This window comes from Solibacillus sp. FSL W7-1324 (assembly GCF_038008025.1).
Taxonomy (GTDB): Bacteria; Bacillota; Bacilli; order Bacillales_A; family Planococcaceae; genus Solibacillus.
The window spans coordinates 3,169,865-3,186,054 of the sequence record NZ_JBBOYH010000001.1 but is presented as its reverse complement, the minus strand read 5'-3'; the positions used below and the strand labels follow the sequence as shown (position 1 = coordinate 3,186,054).

Below are 16,190 nucleotides of genomic sequence, written 5' to 3'. Positions count from 1 at the left end.
GTAGGGTATATAACTTTATGAAAATGTTGGCTAGAAAAGATAACAGGCAAAGTAATGTCATAAAATGAAGAAAGAAAAAGAACGCATAATTAAAAATTTCACACGTATAAAGAAAAAATTTTATGGGAGTAGTGATCATTGGAAAAGCAAAATAGTAAGTACAGATGGATCGTATTTGTTTCAGTATTGCTTACGTATTTACTGATGGCCAGTCAACGGACAGCGCCCGGATTAATTACTGATCAGCTGATGCACGACTTTAATATTACGGCTACGACAATCGGATTGATAACAGGGGTGCAATTTTTTGTTTATACTAGTCTGCAAATACCGATGGGGATTTTGGCGGATCGCTTCGGTCCGAATTTCTTTCTTATTTTTGGTGCCGTCCTTACCGGTGTGGGGACAGTTCTTTACAGTGTCGGTACACATGAATCGGTATTATTTATATCGCGAATTTTTACCGGAATAGGGGATGCGACGATATGGGTTAATATGATGCTCATATTAGGCCAGTGGTTTTATAAGAAGGAATTTGTCCGATTAGTCGGTTTTGCCGGGATGACAGGCAGTTTAGGGTTCCTGTTGGCGACTGTTCCATTTTCTGCTTGGATTGGACTCTTTGGATGGAGATGGGCATTTTTCTCTTTAGGTCTTCTTGTAAGCTTATGCGGCATACTGCTATTTATGGTGCTAATAAAACAAGCAAAAAAGGCTTTTCCGCAAACTAGTCCTGTAGTAACAGAAACTGCCCAACGCGAAAAAACAGCGGGCATTGTAAAAAGAGTTTTTTCAAGCCGTCAAGCATGGGCTTTATTTTTATGCCACTTTGGGGTAGTTGGCGGGTATGTCGGGTTTATCAGTTCATGGGCTGTACCGTATGGAATGGATCTTTACGAAATGAGCCGGTCTCAAGCGAGCCAGTTAATTATGGTAGGGCTGGTCGGAGCAATTATTGGGGCTCCATTTATGAGCTGGGTGGCAAGTATGTATGAATCGATTAAAAAACCTTATATAGCGGTACAATCGCTTGTTTTTGCCAGCTGGTTTATGTTTCTTTTATTTCAAGGGTATCCATCCTTAGTTGGGGTCATCATTCTTTTTTTCCTTATCGGCTTCGGGTATGGCGCAAGTGCATTGACATTTGCTGCTGTAAGGCAGTCATTCCCGATGACAGAGTCCGGCATTGTATCGGGTTTTGCGAATACAGGAGGTTTTTTAAGTGCCGTTTTACTGCCGATTTTTTTAGGGGCCATTTTGGATTATGTTCAGGCAAGCTCGATCGATTTACAATCCGGTTATTTTTATGGCTTTATAATTCCGGTTCTTTTTTCTTTAGTCGGTTTAGCCGGAATTATGTTGTACAAAGAAGCACATGTTACGGAAACATTGTAGGATTGATTAACTAATAGTTACATAAACAATTATTCATCGTACATCCTATATCTGAGGAGGTGGATGGATGAACGAAAAAAATTACACAAACGCAGGAACGGATATTGATGAAGTAAAACGTCTGAATGCCGCTTCAGGTTCTTCGTATAATGAAACACTTGCTATGCTTGCGAAGGAACAGGAAGTGAAGACGAACGATGAAATGCCGCTTCGCCCTTTAACGGAAAATCTGGAAGTCGACAGCCGTACTTACAAGGTCAATGAAGTGCCTGGCAGTGGGCAGTTAGGCGGCAACGGTCCGCATTAAACCGTCAATAAAAAGGAAGCTGTCTAAGTGGTATACACATTTAGACAGCTTCTTCAAAATTACTTAGTGCCGCTTTTCTGCATCTTTTTTACAAATAAATGTTTTGCAGCAAGTGTCGCTGGAAGACTTGGCTTCTTTTTGTTTTGGAGCCTGCAAATCAAAGTCAGAAGCAAATTCCGACCGCTCTTTTTTGTTGGTTATACTTTCCATATCGATTTCTATTTTTTCGGCCCCACAAAAATTCCCCTTAGCATGGAAAAAGCAATCGGATACAGTACATTTCACCTCTAAAGCTGGCATAGTTTTCCTCCTCTTTGATTTAGCAATGTTGAAGTAAAAGGCGAGTGATTACTTTCCTTTTCAGACTTCATCATTATTTTGTCCACTCTGAATGTTTTTATGTTCAAATAAAATGGATCAATTAGCTTTATTTGACAACTAGCATATCCAAAATAAACGTATACCATTCGCAGAATCTAAAATTTCCATGAGTCGCAAAAAAATAACAAGCAGAAAACATTGCATTAAGCAGCTTAAAATTGTTAAAATTTAGAATATTAAGATTTATATATAAAGGGGGATTTTTAATGACAGTTTTACAGGCATTAGTCGACCAAGCTATGGAGACACCAAATGCAACGGCTATTCAATTTGAAAATGAAGTATGGTCCTACAAAGAACTTCTGAACAACTCGCGGAAAATTGCCGGCTATCTGATGGAAAAGGGTTTTCAAAAAGATGATATTGTAGCAGAATTTGCACTTAACTCCCATTTGTTCATGGCTGTTTATTATGGTGTTCAGCTCGCAGGCTTAACCGTAATGCCTGTGAATACAAAGCTGGCTCCTCCGGAAGTGGATTTTATATTTAAGCATTCAGAGGCAAAAATTTTAATATATGATGAAAAACTGCAAGCGACGATTGACCTTACGACACATGGTTTTCAGGAAATCCTTTCACTTTCACAAATCAGAGAAATTATTAATGGAAACAGCGCTTCCCTAGAATTGCCGCAGTTAGATCTAGAAGACACATCCGTTGTCATGTATACATCCGGAACGACTGGAAAACCAAAAGGGGTTATGCTCAGTCACCGGAATATTTTGGAGACAGCGCAAATCTGGTCCGACTCGATGAATATGACGAATGTGGACCGCATGTTTATTTGTACACCATTGTTCCACTGTGCAGGCAGCCATGTGTTTGCGGTGCCGACAATTTATAAAGGGGGAGCAGTTCTTATAGATGAAGCGTTTTCACCAGATCAGACACTGAAAAATCTGGTTGAAACAAAGGCTTCGATTTTCTTTGGCGTGCCGGCAATGTATACGATTTTATTGAACAAACCTGAGCTGCAGTCCTATGATTTCAGTCAACTGCGCCTGTTCTGCTATGGGGCTGCACCGATGCCGTATGAGCTTGTTAAGCGCCTGAAGGATACATTCCCGAATGTAAAAGTACAGAATCTGTACGGGCAAACGGAAAATTCACCTGCAGCGAGTTCATTGCTGGATGATGCTGCACTGTTTAAAATCGGTTCAGTAGGCAAACCGTTAGCGCGGACGGAAATTCAGCTGCGTGATGCTACTGGTGAAATTGTGCCATTAGGTGAAGTCGGTGAAATTTGCGTGAAAGGTCCTCAAGTAATGAAGGGATATTTGCGCGCACCGGAAGAAACAGCAAAGTCAATTCAGGATGGGTGGCTGTATACAGGAGATTTAGGCCGATTTGACGAAGAAGGTTATTTATATATTGTAGACCGCAAAAAGGATATGATTATTCGCGGCGGTGAAAATATTTACCCGATTGAAGTAGAAGAAGTACTTTACCAAATACCTCAAGTTTTGGAGGCTGCGGTCGTGGGGGTTCCTCATGAAGTTTACGGTGAAGTTCCAAAGGCGTTTGTTGTATTAAAAGAAGGCCAACAACTAATCGAGCAGGATGTGCTGGACTATTGCATGACACAGCTTGCAAAGTATAAAGTTCCGTTTGAAGTCGACTTTATCGATCAACTGCCCCGTAATGCATCCGGGAAAGTACTGAAGCATACGTTAAGACCAAAACAGACGATTTAAAATTAGGCAGCCTCGATTTTTTGTCGAGGCTTTTTCGTGATTAAAATATGAACCATTTTCCAATCCTTTATAAAAACGGGTCCCCCTAAAGAGTCCGGCTAACAAACCTGTCCTGTCTTTTGGTATAATAGGCGTTAGCAAAACATGATGGAGGCAATTATGGATAATAATGATATTTTAATCCGTGTACGTTACGCATTGGATTTGAAAAATAGAGAAATGATCGAAATTTTTAAATTGGGCGGCGTTACGGTTTCACCGGAGGAAATGCCGAAAATTTTAACAAAGTCTATGGAAAAAGATGAGGAAGCACCTGCCGATTATGATCAGATGAAAGTGAATCATAAAAACTTGGAAGCATTTTTCAATGGGCTGATCACGTATAAGCGTGGACCGATGCCGAAAAAAGAAGGACAGCCAGCGCCAGTGCAGGAAAAGCCGGACCATGTGAACAATATGATGCTGAAAAAACTGAAAGTGGCATGCCAGCTGACGACTGAAGAGATGCTGGATGTACTTGATGACGGCGGTATTGCCGTATCAAAAGGCGAGCTTGGTGCCATTATGCGGAAACCGGGACACCGTAACTACAAAGAATGCGGCGATAACTTTGCCCGTAAATTCCTCAAGGGCCTATCTGTGAGGTACCGCGGATAAAAATACGAACTGCCTAGAATTTGATTTATATTCTAGGCGGTTTTTTATTGGCAATATATATTAAGCCAAACAGACAACTTCCTTTTTACATAAGAAATTTGTTACAATGAGTAGTATTGTTTAGGATCAAAAAAAGGAATGGTGAACGAGCGTTGAAAACTTTTAAGAAAGTGTATATCGAAATTACAAGTGTATGTAATTTAGCATGCAGCTTTTGTCCACCTACAGAGCGAGCAAAAGGATTAATAAAGGTCGAGCAATTCGCTCATATTTTAGATGAAATTAGCGGCTATACAAAATATATATACCTACATGTAAAAGGGGAGCCTTTATTGCATCCGCGCATCGGGCAGTTACTCGATATTGCACATGAAAAAGGCTTTAAAGTAAATATTACAACAAACGGGACATTAATTAAAAAGAACCGTGAAAAGCTGCTGGGCAAGCCTGCACTCAGACAAATAAATTTTTCGCTTCATAGTTTTGATGGACATGAAGGTTCTGAAAACCGTGAAAAGTACTTAGGCGATATTTTGGAGTTTGTACGGGATGTACGAAAATATAATGTCATTATTTCTTACCGCCTATGGAATTTACAGCGTAATAATGTTTCCGAGCTGGCAAATCGCAGAAACCGTGAAACACTTGAAATTCTGGAAAAAGAGTATGAGCTGGACTATGAAATTCAAGAGCGGGTAGAAATGGGCTCAGGAGTAAAAATCGCAAAAAACATTTATTTAAACCAAGATCATGAATTCCGCTGGCCGAGTCTGCTTGAAAAAGCGGATGAAGGCAAAGGGTTCTGTCATGCATTGCGAACACATGCGGCCATTTTAGTAGATGGCTCTGTTGTACCCTGCTGTTTGGATGGCGAGGGTGTCATTAATTTAGGGAATGTCCACGACCAGAAGTTCGGCGACATTATTACTACTGACCGTGCACAAAACTTGGTAGACGGGTTTTCTCGTCGTGAAGCTATTGAAGAACTTTGCAAAAAATGCGGTTTCCGCCAAAAATTTGGCATGGATTCCGAGCTGCCGGATGTTTTATAGTCCGTTATATTGAAAGATTAAAAAGGCTGTCCTGATTTGGGACAGCCTTTTCCTATTGTGCTTGCATAAATGTAACTGTCATTTCCTCGCTGTCATATAAACACCATTCTTTATTATCTACAACAGGACCGACATTAATCTGATATTGATTTTTTCCGACTGCCAATGGAATATCGTAAGGGACGGAATGACGTAGCCCATCTTTATAGATCGCTGCTTCATGACTATGTCCAAAAAACAGTAATGGCGTTTCAATGTTCGGGAAGGTAGGATTGAATGTTTCATCCCATTCAAATTGGTGCCCATGAATTAAAGTGGCATGCTCAATTACAAGCGCATTTTCGTATTGCAGAAATCGCTCATCCCCTGTAACTAAAGCAATACGTTCTTCCTGATTCCCGATAATTGAAGGGAATGTTAAGAGGCTCATAAACCTTTCATCAATGATCGCAGCATCCTTTAGCTGTGCATGCCGAACCGTTTGAGCCTTTTTCTTGCCGATTTTACATTCAAACAAATCTCCTAATCCAATAATCTCTGCATTGGGCGCTACTTGTTGTATATGGTTTAATACCTTTTTCGTATTTTTATAATGCGAATGTAAGTCGCTCAAAATTGCGTATTTCATAAAGATTCACCACCGTATAATTGAATTTCTACAATATTATAGCAATAGTCAATTTACCAATAAAATAAAACATTTATCCCCTTTGATTTTCAGAAAATTTAAATAAAATCTTGACGACTAGCAAAATAGGTTTTATTATGAAGTTAAATTTCATATATTTTACATGAAAAAGGAAGTTTTACAACATTTTGTCTGAGAGTAGGTTATAAACTTGGAAAATAGTATTGAAAGAATACGATCGGGGATGGAGTTGCTGAAACCTGCTGAAAGGAACGTGGCTTTATACATTTTAAATCATTTAGACGATGTCATTCGCATGCCGATTGCTGTGCTGGCTGAAAAAGCTAAAACAAGCGAAGCAACCATTGTGAGGATGTGCCGGGCATTAAACTTTTCCGGTTTCAAAGATTTAAAACTAAGTATTGCTTCAGCGCCTACTCTGGAAATTCCACACAACCACAACTTTGAATTAGAAAAAGATTCAACGATACTCCAAATGATACAGACGATTCAAATGCACAATATCGATGCAATCAAAAAAACGCTCATGATTAATGGCGAAAGAGAATTTGAAAAAATCATCCACAAAATTAACGATGCAAGAAAGATTATCTTTATAGGCATCGGCGCTTCAGCAATCGTTGCACAGGATTTCGAGCACAAATTGAAGCGGATCAATAAAAACTGCGAAACAATTTTTGATAGTCATGGTCAGCTTATTGCCGCAACTCATGCGACGAGTGAGGATGTTGTATTCGCAATCTCGTACTCAGGTGAAACAAAGGAAATTATAAACGCCCTTACAGTTGCAAAAGAAAATCAAGCAACGATCATTACAATGACACAAAATAAGCGAAATACAATAAAGAGCTTGGCGGATTATGCTCTATACGTTGTCTCTAATGAAGCGGATATTCGTAGTTCGGCAACCGCATCACGTATCGCCCAACTGACATTAATTGATATTTTATATACAGGAATAGCAACACTAAACTATGATAACTCGATTATTGCGCTGAATCGCACACTCGAGGTAATTAAAGGTTTCTCTCGTTAATATCGGTGCTGACTATATTCATATAGTTAACATAATGAAAATGAAGGGGTGTAATGTATGTTTGTTATCAAAAACAGAAAGCAGACTTGGTTTTTAGTAGCATTAATGAGTTTAATGTTATTGCTCGTTGCGTGTTCGAATGACGAGGAATCAAACAGTGACAATGAAGGAAACAGCACTACTGAACAATCAACAGCGCCATCGGATAATACTTCTGGAGAAAATACAGGGGATGGTTTGTCAGGCACACTGGAAATTCAATATTTTGTTGGAGGATATGGTGATGGATGGTGGAAGCAAGTTATAGGAGACTTCCAAAAACAGAACCCGGATTTGGAAATTATAGAACATGCAGGTCCAAATATTAATACAGAGATGAACACACGCTGGATTTCCGAAACACCACCTGATGTCGTATACATCGATGGTGCTGGAGCTAGTGAAACACAAATGATCGCTGAAGGTCAGTTAATGGATATTAGTGAATTTGCAAAAGGAATTACACTTGAAAATGGTACACCATTATTAGATAGCTTTATTTCGCCAGCAGAAGAAGTAGATGGCGGGAAAATCTATAGTTTACCATTAGTATTCGATACTTGGGGAACTTGGTATGACACGAAGTGGTTCGAAGAAAACGGATGGGAAGTACCAACTGACTTTGACAGCTGGATCAGTTCTATGGAAAAAATTAAAGCCGATACAAAAATTGCGCCATTTGTAACGACAGGTCAACATACACAATACTTCCACCGTGGCGTATTGAATCCTGCATTTGCTGCAGCAGGCGGTGAAGAGTTATTAAATGATTTAAACAATGGTGTAATTGAAGCTTGGAAAAAACCTGAAACGCTTGAAGTGTTGAAGAAGGTAGAGAAAATTGCAAAAGCAGGCGTAATCGATAGCGGTTTTGCAGCTTACAATCATACGCAATCACAAATGAACTTCTTAATGCATAAAAATGCTTACATTCCAGTAGGTTTCTGGTTACCGAACGAAATGAAAAATGATACACCGGACAGTTTTGAGTTTGGTTTTACACCAACACCGATGAATGATCCAGGTCAGCCATTAGCGCTTGTACCGGATATTCGTACAATTGCAATTGCCGAAAAAGCGAAAAATCCGGAAGCTGCGAAAGCATTTTTAGAATTCATCTTTACGGAAGAATATGCACAGGCATTTGCTGAATCAACAGGTGCGATTATGAACATGAAAGACGTTGATTTATCTTCAAATACAAATGTTCAGGATTTCTTGAAAAATATTAATGAAATGATCAATAATCCAGGTGCTGTTCATACGTATAAACGTTATACACCAGATGCTGAACAGCAAAAAATTGCAGTTGAAATTACAAATGAAATTAAATTATTAATTATTGATATCTTACTTGGTGATATAACTGCTGAAGAATTCGTCGATAAGATGGTGAAAAAAGCAGAGGAACTAAGCTAAGAAAATTAGGGGATGGAAATGGGGTTGCTAAAAGCTTTTTAGCAACCTTATTTAATCAATAGAGAAAGGAGTAACGACAATGACATTTTCATCAAAAAGCAAATATTTGTTTTTAGCATTTTGTTTACTGCCGACTTTTCTGCTCTTTTTAATTTTTACTGTATATCCTATGTTAGGCGGTTTGTATTACTCATTTTTTGATTGGTCCGGAACAAGTGCAAATAAAACATTTGTCGGCTTAGATAACTATATTCGTCTATGGAATGACTCCATTATTGTGAAGGCGATCGTAAATGACTTTTTCTTCGTATTTGTAAAAGTCATTGGAATTATGACACTAGCTCTATTTTTTGCAGTGGCATTAACGCAGTTGAAAATTAAAGAAGCGCCATTTTACCGGATTGTATTTTTCTTTCCGAATATTATGTCCGTAGTAGTGATCGGGATTTTATGGCAGTTTATTTATGATCCGAACATGGGGATTGTAAACAGCCTATTAAATCAGGTCGGATTAACAGAATGGGCCCGCCCTTGGTTAGGGGATAAAACATGGGTGCTGCCTAGTATAGCGATTCCGGCAATTTGGGCAGGGATTGGATTATTTATGCTTCTTATTATGGGTGGTATTTCGAATGTACCGAAAAGTTTGTATGAAGCTGCAGATATTGATGGCGCATCCGAATGGCAGCAATTTTGGCATATTACGGTTCCGCTCGTTTGGCCGCAAATTAAAACATCGATTCTTTATATTATTATTACGTCTCTTAATGGTTCGTTTGTACTTGTGCAAGTAATGACAGGTGGTGGACCGGGTAGTGCTTCAGAAGTAATGGGGTCTTATTTATACCAGCGCGCATTTGAAGACTTCCAATTTGGCTATGGTGCCGCAATTGGTGTTCTCATCCTGGTCGTATCGCTCATTACTGTTCTTGTGTCACAGTTTATTTTGAAAAAAGAAAAAGTCGAATATTAACGGGGGGATTTAGATGAAAGTAGTTTCACAAATATTAGTACGTATCCCGTTAATCCTATGGGCGTTTATCGTAATCTTCCCATTAATATGGATGTTTATGGGTGCGTTTAAATCGAATGCAGAAATTTTCACGTCACCATGGTCTATGCCGACTGATTTTAGTTTTACAAATTTTGAACGCGCATGGAATGACTACAATATCGGGCGGGCATTTTTAAACAGTTTCTTTGTTACAGTACTTGGTTCTTTTTTAACACTTCTATTATCGATTCCAACAGCTTACGCATTGGAGCGTGTGCGTTCCAAATTTGGTGAAGTGCTGATCAATGTTTATTTGGCGTCAATGATGATTCCATCCGTGTTAGGTTGGATTCCACTATTTTTCTTATTAATGAAGTTTAATTTACTGGATAACTTGTGGGCGTTATCACTTGTTTATGCGATTTCACATGTACCGTTTACGATTTTCATTCTCGTCGGGTTCATTGGAAATATTCCTAAAGAGCTGGAAGAAGCAGCGGTCGTCGATGGTATGAGTCCATATGGAATTCTATTTAAAATTGTGACACCACTCATCAAGTCGGGAATTATAACAGTTACCATTTTGAATGCCATTTCTTATTGGAACGAATTTTTCATGGCGTTAATCTTACTGCAAACAGAAAGTAAAAATACGTTAGGTGTTGCGATGAACTTACTGAAAATAGACGCACAGTATGATAGTGCATGGGGCGTACTATTTGCCGGGCTATGTATCGCTGTTATTCCAGTCATCATTTTCTATTCGATTTTCCAACGCCATATCGTAAAAGGTATGACAGAAGGGGCAATCAAATAGGAGGGGAATTATGTCTTTTTCACGAGTAGAAGAGTTTATTGAAACAGCGATCCAAAACAAAGAACTGCCTGGTGCAGTACTGGCTGTAGCAAATGCAAAAGATATTCTTTACTGCAAAGCATTCGGTGTGGCCCATACGGAACCAGAAATTCCAATGACGGAACAGACGATGTTTGATTGTGCTTCATTAACGAAGGTGACGGCAACGGCAAGCGCAGTTTTATTGTTGCTTGAGCAGGGTTTGATTGATTTGGATGATTCGATTGGCTACTACTTTCCGGAACTTAAGCTCATGCATGAAGAAGTCAGGGTTCGTCACTTATTAACACATACGAGCGGCTTTCAGGCTGAAATCAAGTTTTATAAAGAAGAAGTCGCATACGCGGATGTCATTGAACGAATAGCTCAGGAAACAGAACGGAAAAATGTTGAGCAGCAGGTGATCTATAGTGATGTGAACTATATTTTACTAGGAATGCTCATCGAAAAGGTTACAGGAATGTCATTAGCGGACTATGCCGGTAAAAATATTTTTCAGCCGCTACATATGCACAATACCGGATTTAATCCGTCTGCCCAGTTACAGGGAAAAATCGCTGCAACTGAATATCGTACTTATTTAAACAAACATCAGTGGGGTGAAGTGCATGATGAAAATGCACTGCATTTTGGCGGAGTAAGCGGACACGCCGGATTGTTTTCGACTGCTGAAGACTTGGCGAAGTTTGCTCAAGCTTTTATGAAAGATACCGATTCTATTTTTTACGAGCAGACTAAACAATTAGCGAAACAAAGTTTTACTAGGCAGCATGAGGAACAGCGTGGATTAGGGTGGCAATTGTATTCAGCACCTTCATTTTCCGGTCAATACTTAAGAGATGGTTTTGGACATACAGGTTTCACAGGCACTTCAATTTGGATATCGGATGAGAAGCAATTAGCAATTATATTGTTAACAAATCGCGTTCATTTTGGACGCAGTTGTGAAATTCAACGGTTTCGGCGAATTGTGCATAACTTAATTGCACTTGAAAATGAATAGATAAGGTGAGTATATGTCAGGGAAACTATGGATTGGTATAGACGGTGGCGGCACGAAAACAACCGCCGTAATCGGTGATGAAAGTGGCCATTTGCTTGCAGTTGCCAAAGGAAGTTCAGGCAATTTAACAGCGATTTCAACAGAGCAGCTGTACACACTTATAAATGAATTAATCGACCAGTTGTTAATAAAGACAGGGGCAGCATTAACCGATGTGGAAATGGTGTTTGCTGCAATGGCAGGTGCAGATCGACAAGCTGAACAACAGAAAATATATGATGCATTTAAGCATTCACCAGTTCTTGAGAAACTTAAAATCCAGAGTGATATCCATGCCGCATTGGCAGCGGGATCGTGGGGCAGGGAAGGTACTTTACTTATTGCCGGAACCGGAGCAATTATATTCGGTTATGAGCAGCAAAAAACATTTCGTGTTGGTGGCTGGGGCTATTTACTGGGTGATGAAGGAAGCGGCTATCATTTAGGTAAGCTTGCCATTCGTTCCGTATTGGATGCACATGATGGCAAAGTCCCTTTGAAACCTTTTCAGGAAAACATATTGGCCCATTTTAATGTGCTGTCACCAGAACAGCTCATTACAGTAATTTATAGCAGCCCAAATCCCGTCACAGCTATTTCTTCTATGAGCAGAATCGTGCTGGAAGCTATTGAAGAAGATCAATTAGCAAAATCCATTGTCGATAAAGTTCAAGAAGCATTAATGGAACTTATTGAGAGTGCGTATTCGCGAATCGATCGGACGAAACCGGTTGTATTACACGGGGGATTATTTTCGAATGATTCATTTTATGAAAAGTTTACCGTCCGTTTTTCATCACGGTTTCCTGATTTGGTCGCTTTGAAGCCAACAATTTCGGGGACAGTTGGAGCATACTTATTAGCGCTGCATGAAAAGAATATTGAAGTAAGTGATCAAGTTAAACAAACGATTCAACAAACATGGCGTCTATTGGAAGGTGAGATAACATGAATTACGATCAATTAACGACTGAAAAACGAAATGATAAGACAATGGATTTGGATGTAATGCCTGTCTCGGACATACTTCAAATCATGAATAAAGAAGATATGCTCGTTGTAAAAAGTGTTGAACAAGTTTTACCTACCATTGAAAAAGTAATTAAAAGAGTGGTTGAAAACATTTATAACGGTGGCCGCCTTTTTTATATCGGAGCGGGTACTAGTGGTCGTTTAGGAATGCTTGATGCATCTGAATGTCCTCCTACTTTTATGACTGACCCGGAGCTGGTGCAGACGATTATGGCAGGAGGAAAGGAAGCATTTTTCCAGGCAGTTGAAAATGCGGAAGATCGTTTGGAAGATGGCTTCAACAAATTAAAGGAAAAAAACATAACGCGGTTCGATTCTGTTATCGGTATAACGGCAAGCGGGACGACGCCTTTTGTAATGGGTGCTTTAGAGTACGCCCAATCTGTCGGTGCCTACACGGTAAGTTTGACGAGCAATATTAATTCTGAAGTAAGCCGTTATGCGGATGAAGCGATCGAAGTTGTCGTAGGGCCGGAAATATTAACAGGATCAACGCGGTTAAAAGCAGCTACATCACATAAAATGATTTTAAATATGATTAGTACATCAACGATGGTGCAATTAGGGAAAGCATACGAAAATTTAATGGTCGATGTACATGCAAGCAATAAAAAATTAATAGAGCGGGCAAAAAGAATTGTCATCGATGCGACGGACTGCAAATATGAGGAAGCGGAAGCGGTACTTGAAAAAACGAAATTCGCGGTGAAGCCGGCAATTGTCATGCTAAAAACAAACGAAAATTATGAGCGAGTAAAACTTGCGTTAGAACAAGTAAATGGCCATACAAGGAAAGCAATTTTACTTTTAAACAATAGTTAATACCGGGAGTTGTCATGAAGTATTCTGGCAACTCTTTTTTGTTTTTTACAAGAATTTCTGTATAGTGCAATAATATTTCTTAGAAAACCATTGTTTCCATATTTTGTGCCTGTTAAAATTGAAATGTAATAATATTCAGAAAAAACAAAGGGGGCGGGAAAATGAACATTTATACAGAAGAGCATGAAATGTTCAGAAAAGCATTACGTAAAATGCTGGATAAAGAGGCCTATCCGTATTTTGAACAATGGGAAAAGGAACGCGATATTCCACGTGAGTTTTGGCTGAAGCTTGGGGAGAATGGTTTTTTATGTCCAATGGTGAGTGAAGAATATGGGGGACTTGCACTGGATTTTGGCTATTCTGCTATATTAACGGAAGAACTTGAACGTGTCGGTGCGGGGTTAGCAAGCGGGATATCACTTCATTCCGATATTGTGACACCTTATATTGAAGCTTACGGGACAGCTGCACAAAAGGAAAAATGGCTTCCTAAAAGCGTGACAGGCGAGTACATTTCCGCTATCGCTATGACGGAACCGGGTGCAGGTTCTGATCTTGCTGGCATTCAGACGACAGCGAAAAAAGATGGGGACTTTTACATTTTAAACGGAGAAAAAACGTTCATTACAAATGGCATTCATGCAGATTATGTTGTTGTCGTCTGTAAAACAGACCCACAGGCAAGTCCGGCATATAAAGGGGTTAGTCTGCTTATTGTAGAAAGTGGGACACCTGGTTTTAAGCGCGGAAAAAAACTCGATAAAATCGGGATGCACAGTGCAGATACAGGGGAGCTTATTTTTGAAGATGCACGTGTACCGGCAGAAAACTTATTAGGGGAAGAAAACCGAGGCTTCTATTATTTAATGGGAAAACTGCAGCAGGAACGGCTTATTGTTGCAATCGAAACGCAAATTGAGGCTGAATGCTGCTTAAAACTGACAGTAGACTATGTAAAAGAACGGAAAGCATTCGGCAGCCGCATCGCCGATTTCCAGAATACTCAATTCAAGTTGGCAGAAATGGCTACTGAAATTGACCTTGGCCGTACATATGTCGATAGTTTAATAGCCAAACATATTGCAGGACAGGATATCGTGAAGGAAGTATCGATGGCCAAATGGTGGATCAGTGAAATGGCCAAGCGTGTCGTATCGGATTGCCTGCAGCTGCACGGTGGTTATGGTTATATGGAGGAATATGAAATCGCAAGACGATACCGCGATATTCCGGTAGCAGCCATCTACGCGGGTACGACCGAAATCATGAAGGGGATTATCGCGAAACAAATTATAAAATAGATACTTACTAAGGGGATGGAATAATGAAGAACGTATATATCGTAGATGGAGCACGTACAGCATTTACGGCTTTTGGTGGATCGTTTGCAACAACGGATGCAGTACAGCTTGGTACTAAAACAGCAGTGGAAGCGTTAAAGCGTGCTAACGTCCAGCCTGAGCAAGTCGACCATGTTATTTACGGGGGTGTAATTACAACGGGCGCGAACTCGGCATATTTAGCACGTCATATCGGCCTTTATGCAGGGGTGCCAAAGGAAGTGCCGGCATTGACGTTAAACCGTCTATGCGGTTCAGGTATGCAATCGGTCGTATCGGCGGCTCAAATGATTCAGCTAGGTGAAGGGGAGGTTGTACTCGCTGGGGGAGCGGAAAATATGTCCCAATCGCCATATTCGAATTTTGAGCAGCGTTTCAATGGATCGAAACTTGGTAACCTGGAGTTTATAGATATGCTTCAAGCGACATTAACTGACCAGTATACAGGTTCAGGAATGGGAATGACGGCAGAAAAACTTGCGGAACAATATACGATTTCCCGCGAGGAGCAAGATGCATTTGCACTTCTTTCAAACGAACGTGCCGCAAAAGCGCGTCAGGACGGGACTTTTGCGAAAGAGATCGTGCCGGTTGCTGTTGCTACGAGAAAAGGCGAGATTTTAATAGATCAGGATGAACATATTAAAGAAGGCGGTACACTGGAGAGCCTGGCAAAATTACGTCCGGCATTTAAAAAGGATGGTTCAGTTACTGCAGCGAACGCTTCGGGAATTAACGACGGGGCAGCATCGGTCGTTGTCGCAAGCGAAGACTTTGTAAATGAACAAGGATTAAAGCCATTAGCCCGCATTGTATCATGGGGAATCGCTGGTGTGGATCCGACAATCATGGGTATCGGCCCGGCTCCAGCGATTCGTCAAGCTTTGGAGCGTGCGAATTTAACAATTGAGGACATGGACTTAGTGGAAATTAATGAAGCATTTGCAGCTCAGTATCTCGCGGTAGAAAAGGAGCTTGGTCTGAACCGTGAGAAAACGAATGTAAATGGCGGGGCAATTGCACTCGGTCACCCGGTCGGTGCAAGTGGAACTAGAATTATCTTATCTGCTGCATATGAACTGCAACGACGCAACGGGAAGTATGCGGTTGCCAGTCTTTGTATCGGTGGCGGACAAGGTATTGCTTTAATTATTGAAAGAGTGTAGAAACTAGGCGTGCTGGAAGGTGGCTTCCGGCATGCTTTTTTCTGTGGCCCGGGTGGGGTTTTATTAGAAGATTGAGGAGTGTTATTAGAAGAAATAAAGGGGATATTAGAAGAAACGGTGAGGTTATTAGAACTTCGGTTGATGTTGAAAGTTTTGGTCGCGCTTTTTACTCTATATCGTATGGAAAAGCATCCGGTTTGAATTTTATTAGAACATTGCTGAGGGATATTAGAAAATGTCACGACGTTATTAGAAAAAGTTAAGGTGATATTAGAACAAAGCGGACCGATATTAGCACAATTACCG

At 40.2% G+C, this 16,190-nt stretch carries 16 protein-coding genes; 14 read left to right on the top strand and 2 right to left on the bottom strand.

Annotated elements, in window-relative coordinates; all coding sequences use genetic code 11:
* Window positions 1-138 precede the first annotated feature (138 nt).
* Both MKY71_RS15960 and MKY71_RS15955 read left to right on the top strand, forming a co-directional pair.
* Window positions 139-1,395, top strand: coding sequence for an MFS transporter (locus tag MKY71_RS15960; protein ID WP_340733266.1), 1,257 nt, complete (start codon window positions 139-141; stop codon window positions 1,393-1,395).
* 67 nt (window positions 1,396-1,462) lie between these two features.
* Entirely contained in the window at window positions 1,463-1,702 is a 240-nt protein-coding gene (locus tag MKY71_RS15955; protein ID WP_340733659.1) for a hypothetical protein, read from the top strand.
* Window positions 1,703-1,765: 63 nt separating this feature from the next.
* Here the strand turns inward: MKY71_RS15955 and MKY71_RS15950 are convergent, their stop codons facing one another.
* On the bottom strand, window positions 1,766-2,002 hold the full coding sequence (locus tag MKY71_RS15950; RefSeq protein WP_079523677.1) for a DUF1540 domain-containing protein: 237 nt from the start codon (window positions 2,000-2,002) through the stop codon (window positions 1,766-1,768).
* A gap of 287 nt (window positions 2,003-2,289) precedes the next feature.
* Here MKY71_RS15950 and MKY71_RS15945 point away from each other — a divergent pair, with 287 nt between their 5' ends.
* From MKY71_RS15945 to MKY71_RS15935, 3 genes are all read left to right on the top strand, one after another.
* Window positions 2,290-3,777, top strand: coding sequence for a class I adenylate-forming enzyme family protein (locus MKY71_RS15945; RefSeq protein ID WP_340733264.1), 1,488 nt, complete (start codon window positions 2,290-2,292; stop codon window positions 3,775-3,777).
* Between the two features lie 159 nt (window positions 3,778-3,936).
* Window positions 3,937-4,434 carry a YehS family protein gene (locus MKY71_RS15940; protein ID WP_340733263.1) on the top strand — a complete coding sequence of 166 codons (498 nt, stop codon included), beginning with the start codon at window positions 3,937-3,939 and terminating at the stop codon, window positions 4,432-4,434.
* Window positions 4,435-4,586: 152 nt separating this feature from the next.
* A complete protein-coding gene (locus tag MKY71_RS15935; RefSeq protein ID WP_340733262.1) occupies window positions 4,587-5,486 on the top strand; it encodes a radical SAM/SPASM domain-containing protein in 900 nt (299 codons plus the stop codon).
* Window positions 5,487-5,538: 52 nt separating this feature from the next.
* On the opposite strand, the gene MKY71_RS15930 is transcribed toward MKY71_RS15935, so the two are convergent.
* Complete coding sequence (locus MKY71_RS15930; RefSeq protein ID WP_339173692.1) at window positions 5,539-6,114, bottom strand: metallophosphoesterase family protein; 576 nt, start codon at window positions 6,112-6,114, stop codon at window positions 5,539-5,541.
* Between the two features lie 211 nt (window positions 6,115-6,325).
* Here MKY71_RS15930 and MKY71_RS15925 point away from each other — a divergent pair, with 211 nt between their 5' ends.
* The 9 genes from MKY71_RS15925 to MKY71_RS15885 all read left to right on the top strand — a co-directional run bounded on the left by MKY71_RS15925 (window position 6,326) and on the right by MKY71_RS15885 (window position 15,884).
* Complete coding sequence (locus tag MKY71_RS15925) at window positions 6,326-7,171, top strand: MurR/RpiR family transcriptional regulator (RefSeq protein WP_339173691.1); 846 nt, start codon at window positions 6,326-6,328, stop codon at window positions 7,169-7,171.
* 57 nt (window positions 7,172-7,228) lie between these two features.
* A complete protein-coding gene (locus tag MKY71_RS15920) occupies window positions 7,229-8,629 on the top strand; it encodes an extracellular solute-binding protein (protein ID WP_339173690.1) in 1,401 nt (466 codons plus the stop codon).
* A gap of 79 nt (window positions 8,630-8,708) precedes the next feature.
* Window positions 8,709-9,602: a carbohydrate ABC transporter permease gene (locus tag MKY71_RS15915; protein ID WP_339173689.1), complete on the top strand. Its 894-nt coding sequence runs from the start codon at window positions 8,709-8,711 to the stop codon at window positions 9,600-9,602.
* Between the two features lie 13 nt (window positions 9,603-9,615).
* On the top strand, window positions 9,616-10,440 hold the full coding sequence (locus MKY71_RS15910) for a carbohydrate ABC transporter permease (RefSeq protein WP_339173688.1): 825 nt from the start codon (window positions 9,616-9,618) through the stop codon (window positions 10,438-10,440).
* A gap of 10 nt (window positions 10,441-10,450) precedes the next feature.
* Window positions 10,451-11,482 carry a serine hydrolase domain-containing protein gene (locus MKY71_RS15905; protein ID WP_339196138.1) on the top strand — a complete coding sequence of 344 codons (1,032 nt, stop codon included), beginning with the start codon at window positions 10,451-10,453 and terminating at the stop codon, window positions 11,480-11,482.
* Window positions 11,483-11,495: 13 nt separating this feature from the next.
* A complete protein-coding gene (locus tag MKY71_RS15900; RefSeq protein WP_340733258.1) occupies window positions 11,496-12,473 on the top strand; it encodes a BadF/BadG/BcrA/BcrD ATPase family protein in 978 nt (325 codons plus the stop codon).
* On the top strand, window positions 12,470-13,375 hold the full coding sequence (gene murQ / locus MKY71_RS15895; RefSeq protein ID WP_339196135.1) for an N-acetylmuramic acid 6-phosphate etherase: 906 nt from the start codon (window positions 12,470-12,472) through the stop codon (window positions 13,373-13,375). The genes MKY71_RS15900 and murQ overlap by 4 nt, the downstream gene beginning before the upstream one ends.
* Before the next feature lie 161 nt (window positions 13,376-13,536).
* Window positions 13,537-14,679, top strand: coding sequence for an acyl-CoA dehydrogenase family protein (locus MKY71_RS15890; protein ID WP_340733256.1), 1,143 nt, complete (start codon window positions 13,537-13,539; stop codon window positions 14,677-14,679).
* A gap of 23 nt (window positions 14,680-14,702) precedes the next feature.
* Complete coding sequence (locus MKY71_RS15885; protein WP_340733255.1) at window positions 14,703-15,884, top strand: acetyl-CoA C-acetyltransferase; 1,182 nt, start codon at window positions 14,703-14,705, stop codon at window positions 15,882-15,884.
* Window positions 15,885-16,190: the final 306 nt, after the last annotated feature.

Excerpts from the sequence above, each read along its gene's own strand:
- MKY71_RS15955 (WP_340733659.1), top strand. The coding sequence starts at position 1,463 with ATGAACGAAAAAAATTACACAAACGCAGGAACGGATATTGATGAAGTA.
- MKY71_RS15950 (WP_079523677.1), bottom strand. The coding sequence starts at position 2,002 with ATGCCAGCTTTAGAGGTGAAATGTACTGTATCCGATTGCTTTTTCCAT.
- MKY71_RS15945 (WP_340733264.1), top strand. The coding sequence starts at position 2,290 with ATGACAGTTTTACAGGCATTAGTCGACCAAGCTATGGAGACACCAAAT.
- MKY71_RS15940 (WP_340733263.1), top strand. The coding sequence starts at position 3,937 with ATGGATAATAATGATATTTTAATCCGTGTACGTTACGCATTGGATTTG.
- MKY71_RS15930 (WP_339173692.1), bottom strand. The coding sequence starts at position 6,114 with ATGAAATACGCAATTTTGAGCGACTTACATTCGCATTATAAAAATACG.
- MKY71_RS15920 (WP_339173690.1), top strand. The coding sequence starts at position 7,229 with ATGTTTGTTATCAAAAACAGAAAGCAGACTTGGTTTTTAGTAGCATTA.
- MKY71_RS15915 (WP_339173689.1), top strand. The coding sequence starts at position 8,709 with ATGACATTTTCATCAAAAAGCAAATATTTGTTTTTAGCATTTTGTTTA.
- MKY71_RS15910 (WP_339173688.1), top strand. The coding sequence starts at position 9,616 with ATGAAAGTAGTTTCACAAATATTAGTACGTATCCCGTTAATCCTATGG.
- MKY71_RS15905 (WP_339196138.1), top strand. The coding sequence starts at position 10,451 with ATGTCTTTTTCACGAGTAGAAGAGTTTATTGAAACAGCGATCCAAAAC.
- MKY71_RS15900 (WP_340733258.1), top strand. The coding sequence starts at position 11,496 with ATGTCAGGGAAACTATGGATTGGTATAGACGGTGGCGGCACGAAAACA.
- murQ (WP_339196135.1), top strand. The coding sequence starts at position 12,470 with ATGAATTACGATCAATTAACGACTGAAAAACGAAATGATAAGACAATG.
- MKY71_RS15890 (WP_340733256.1), top strand. The coding sequence starts at position 13,537 with ATGAACATTTATACAGAAGAGCATGAAATGTTCAGAAAAGCATTACGT.
- MKY71_RS15885 (WP_340733255.1), top strand. The coding sequence starts at position 14,703 with ATGAAGAACGTATATATCGTAGATGGAGCACGTACAGCATTTACGGCT.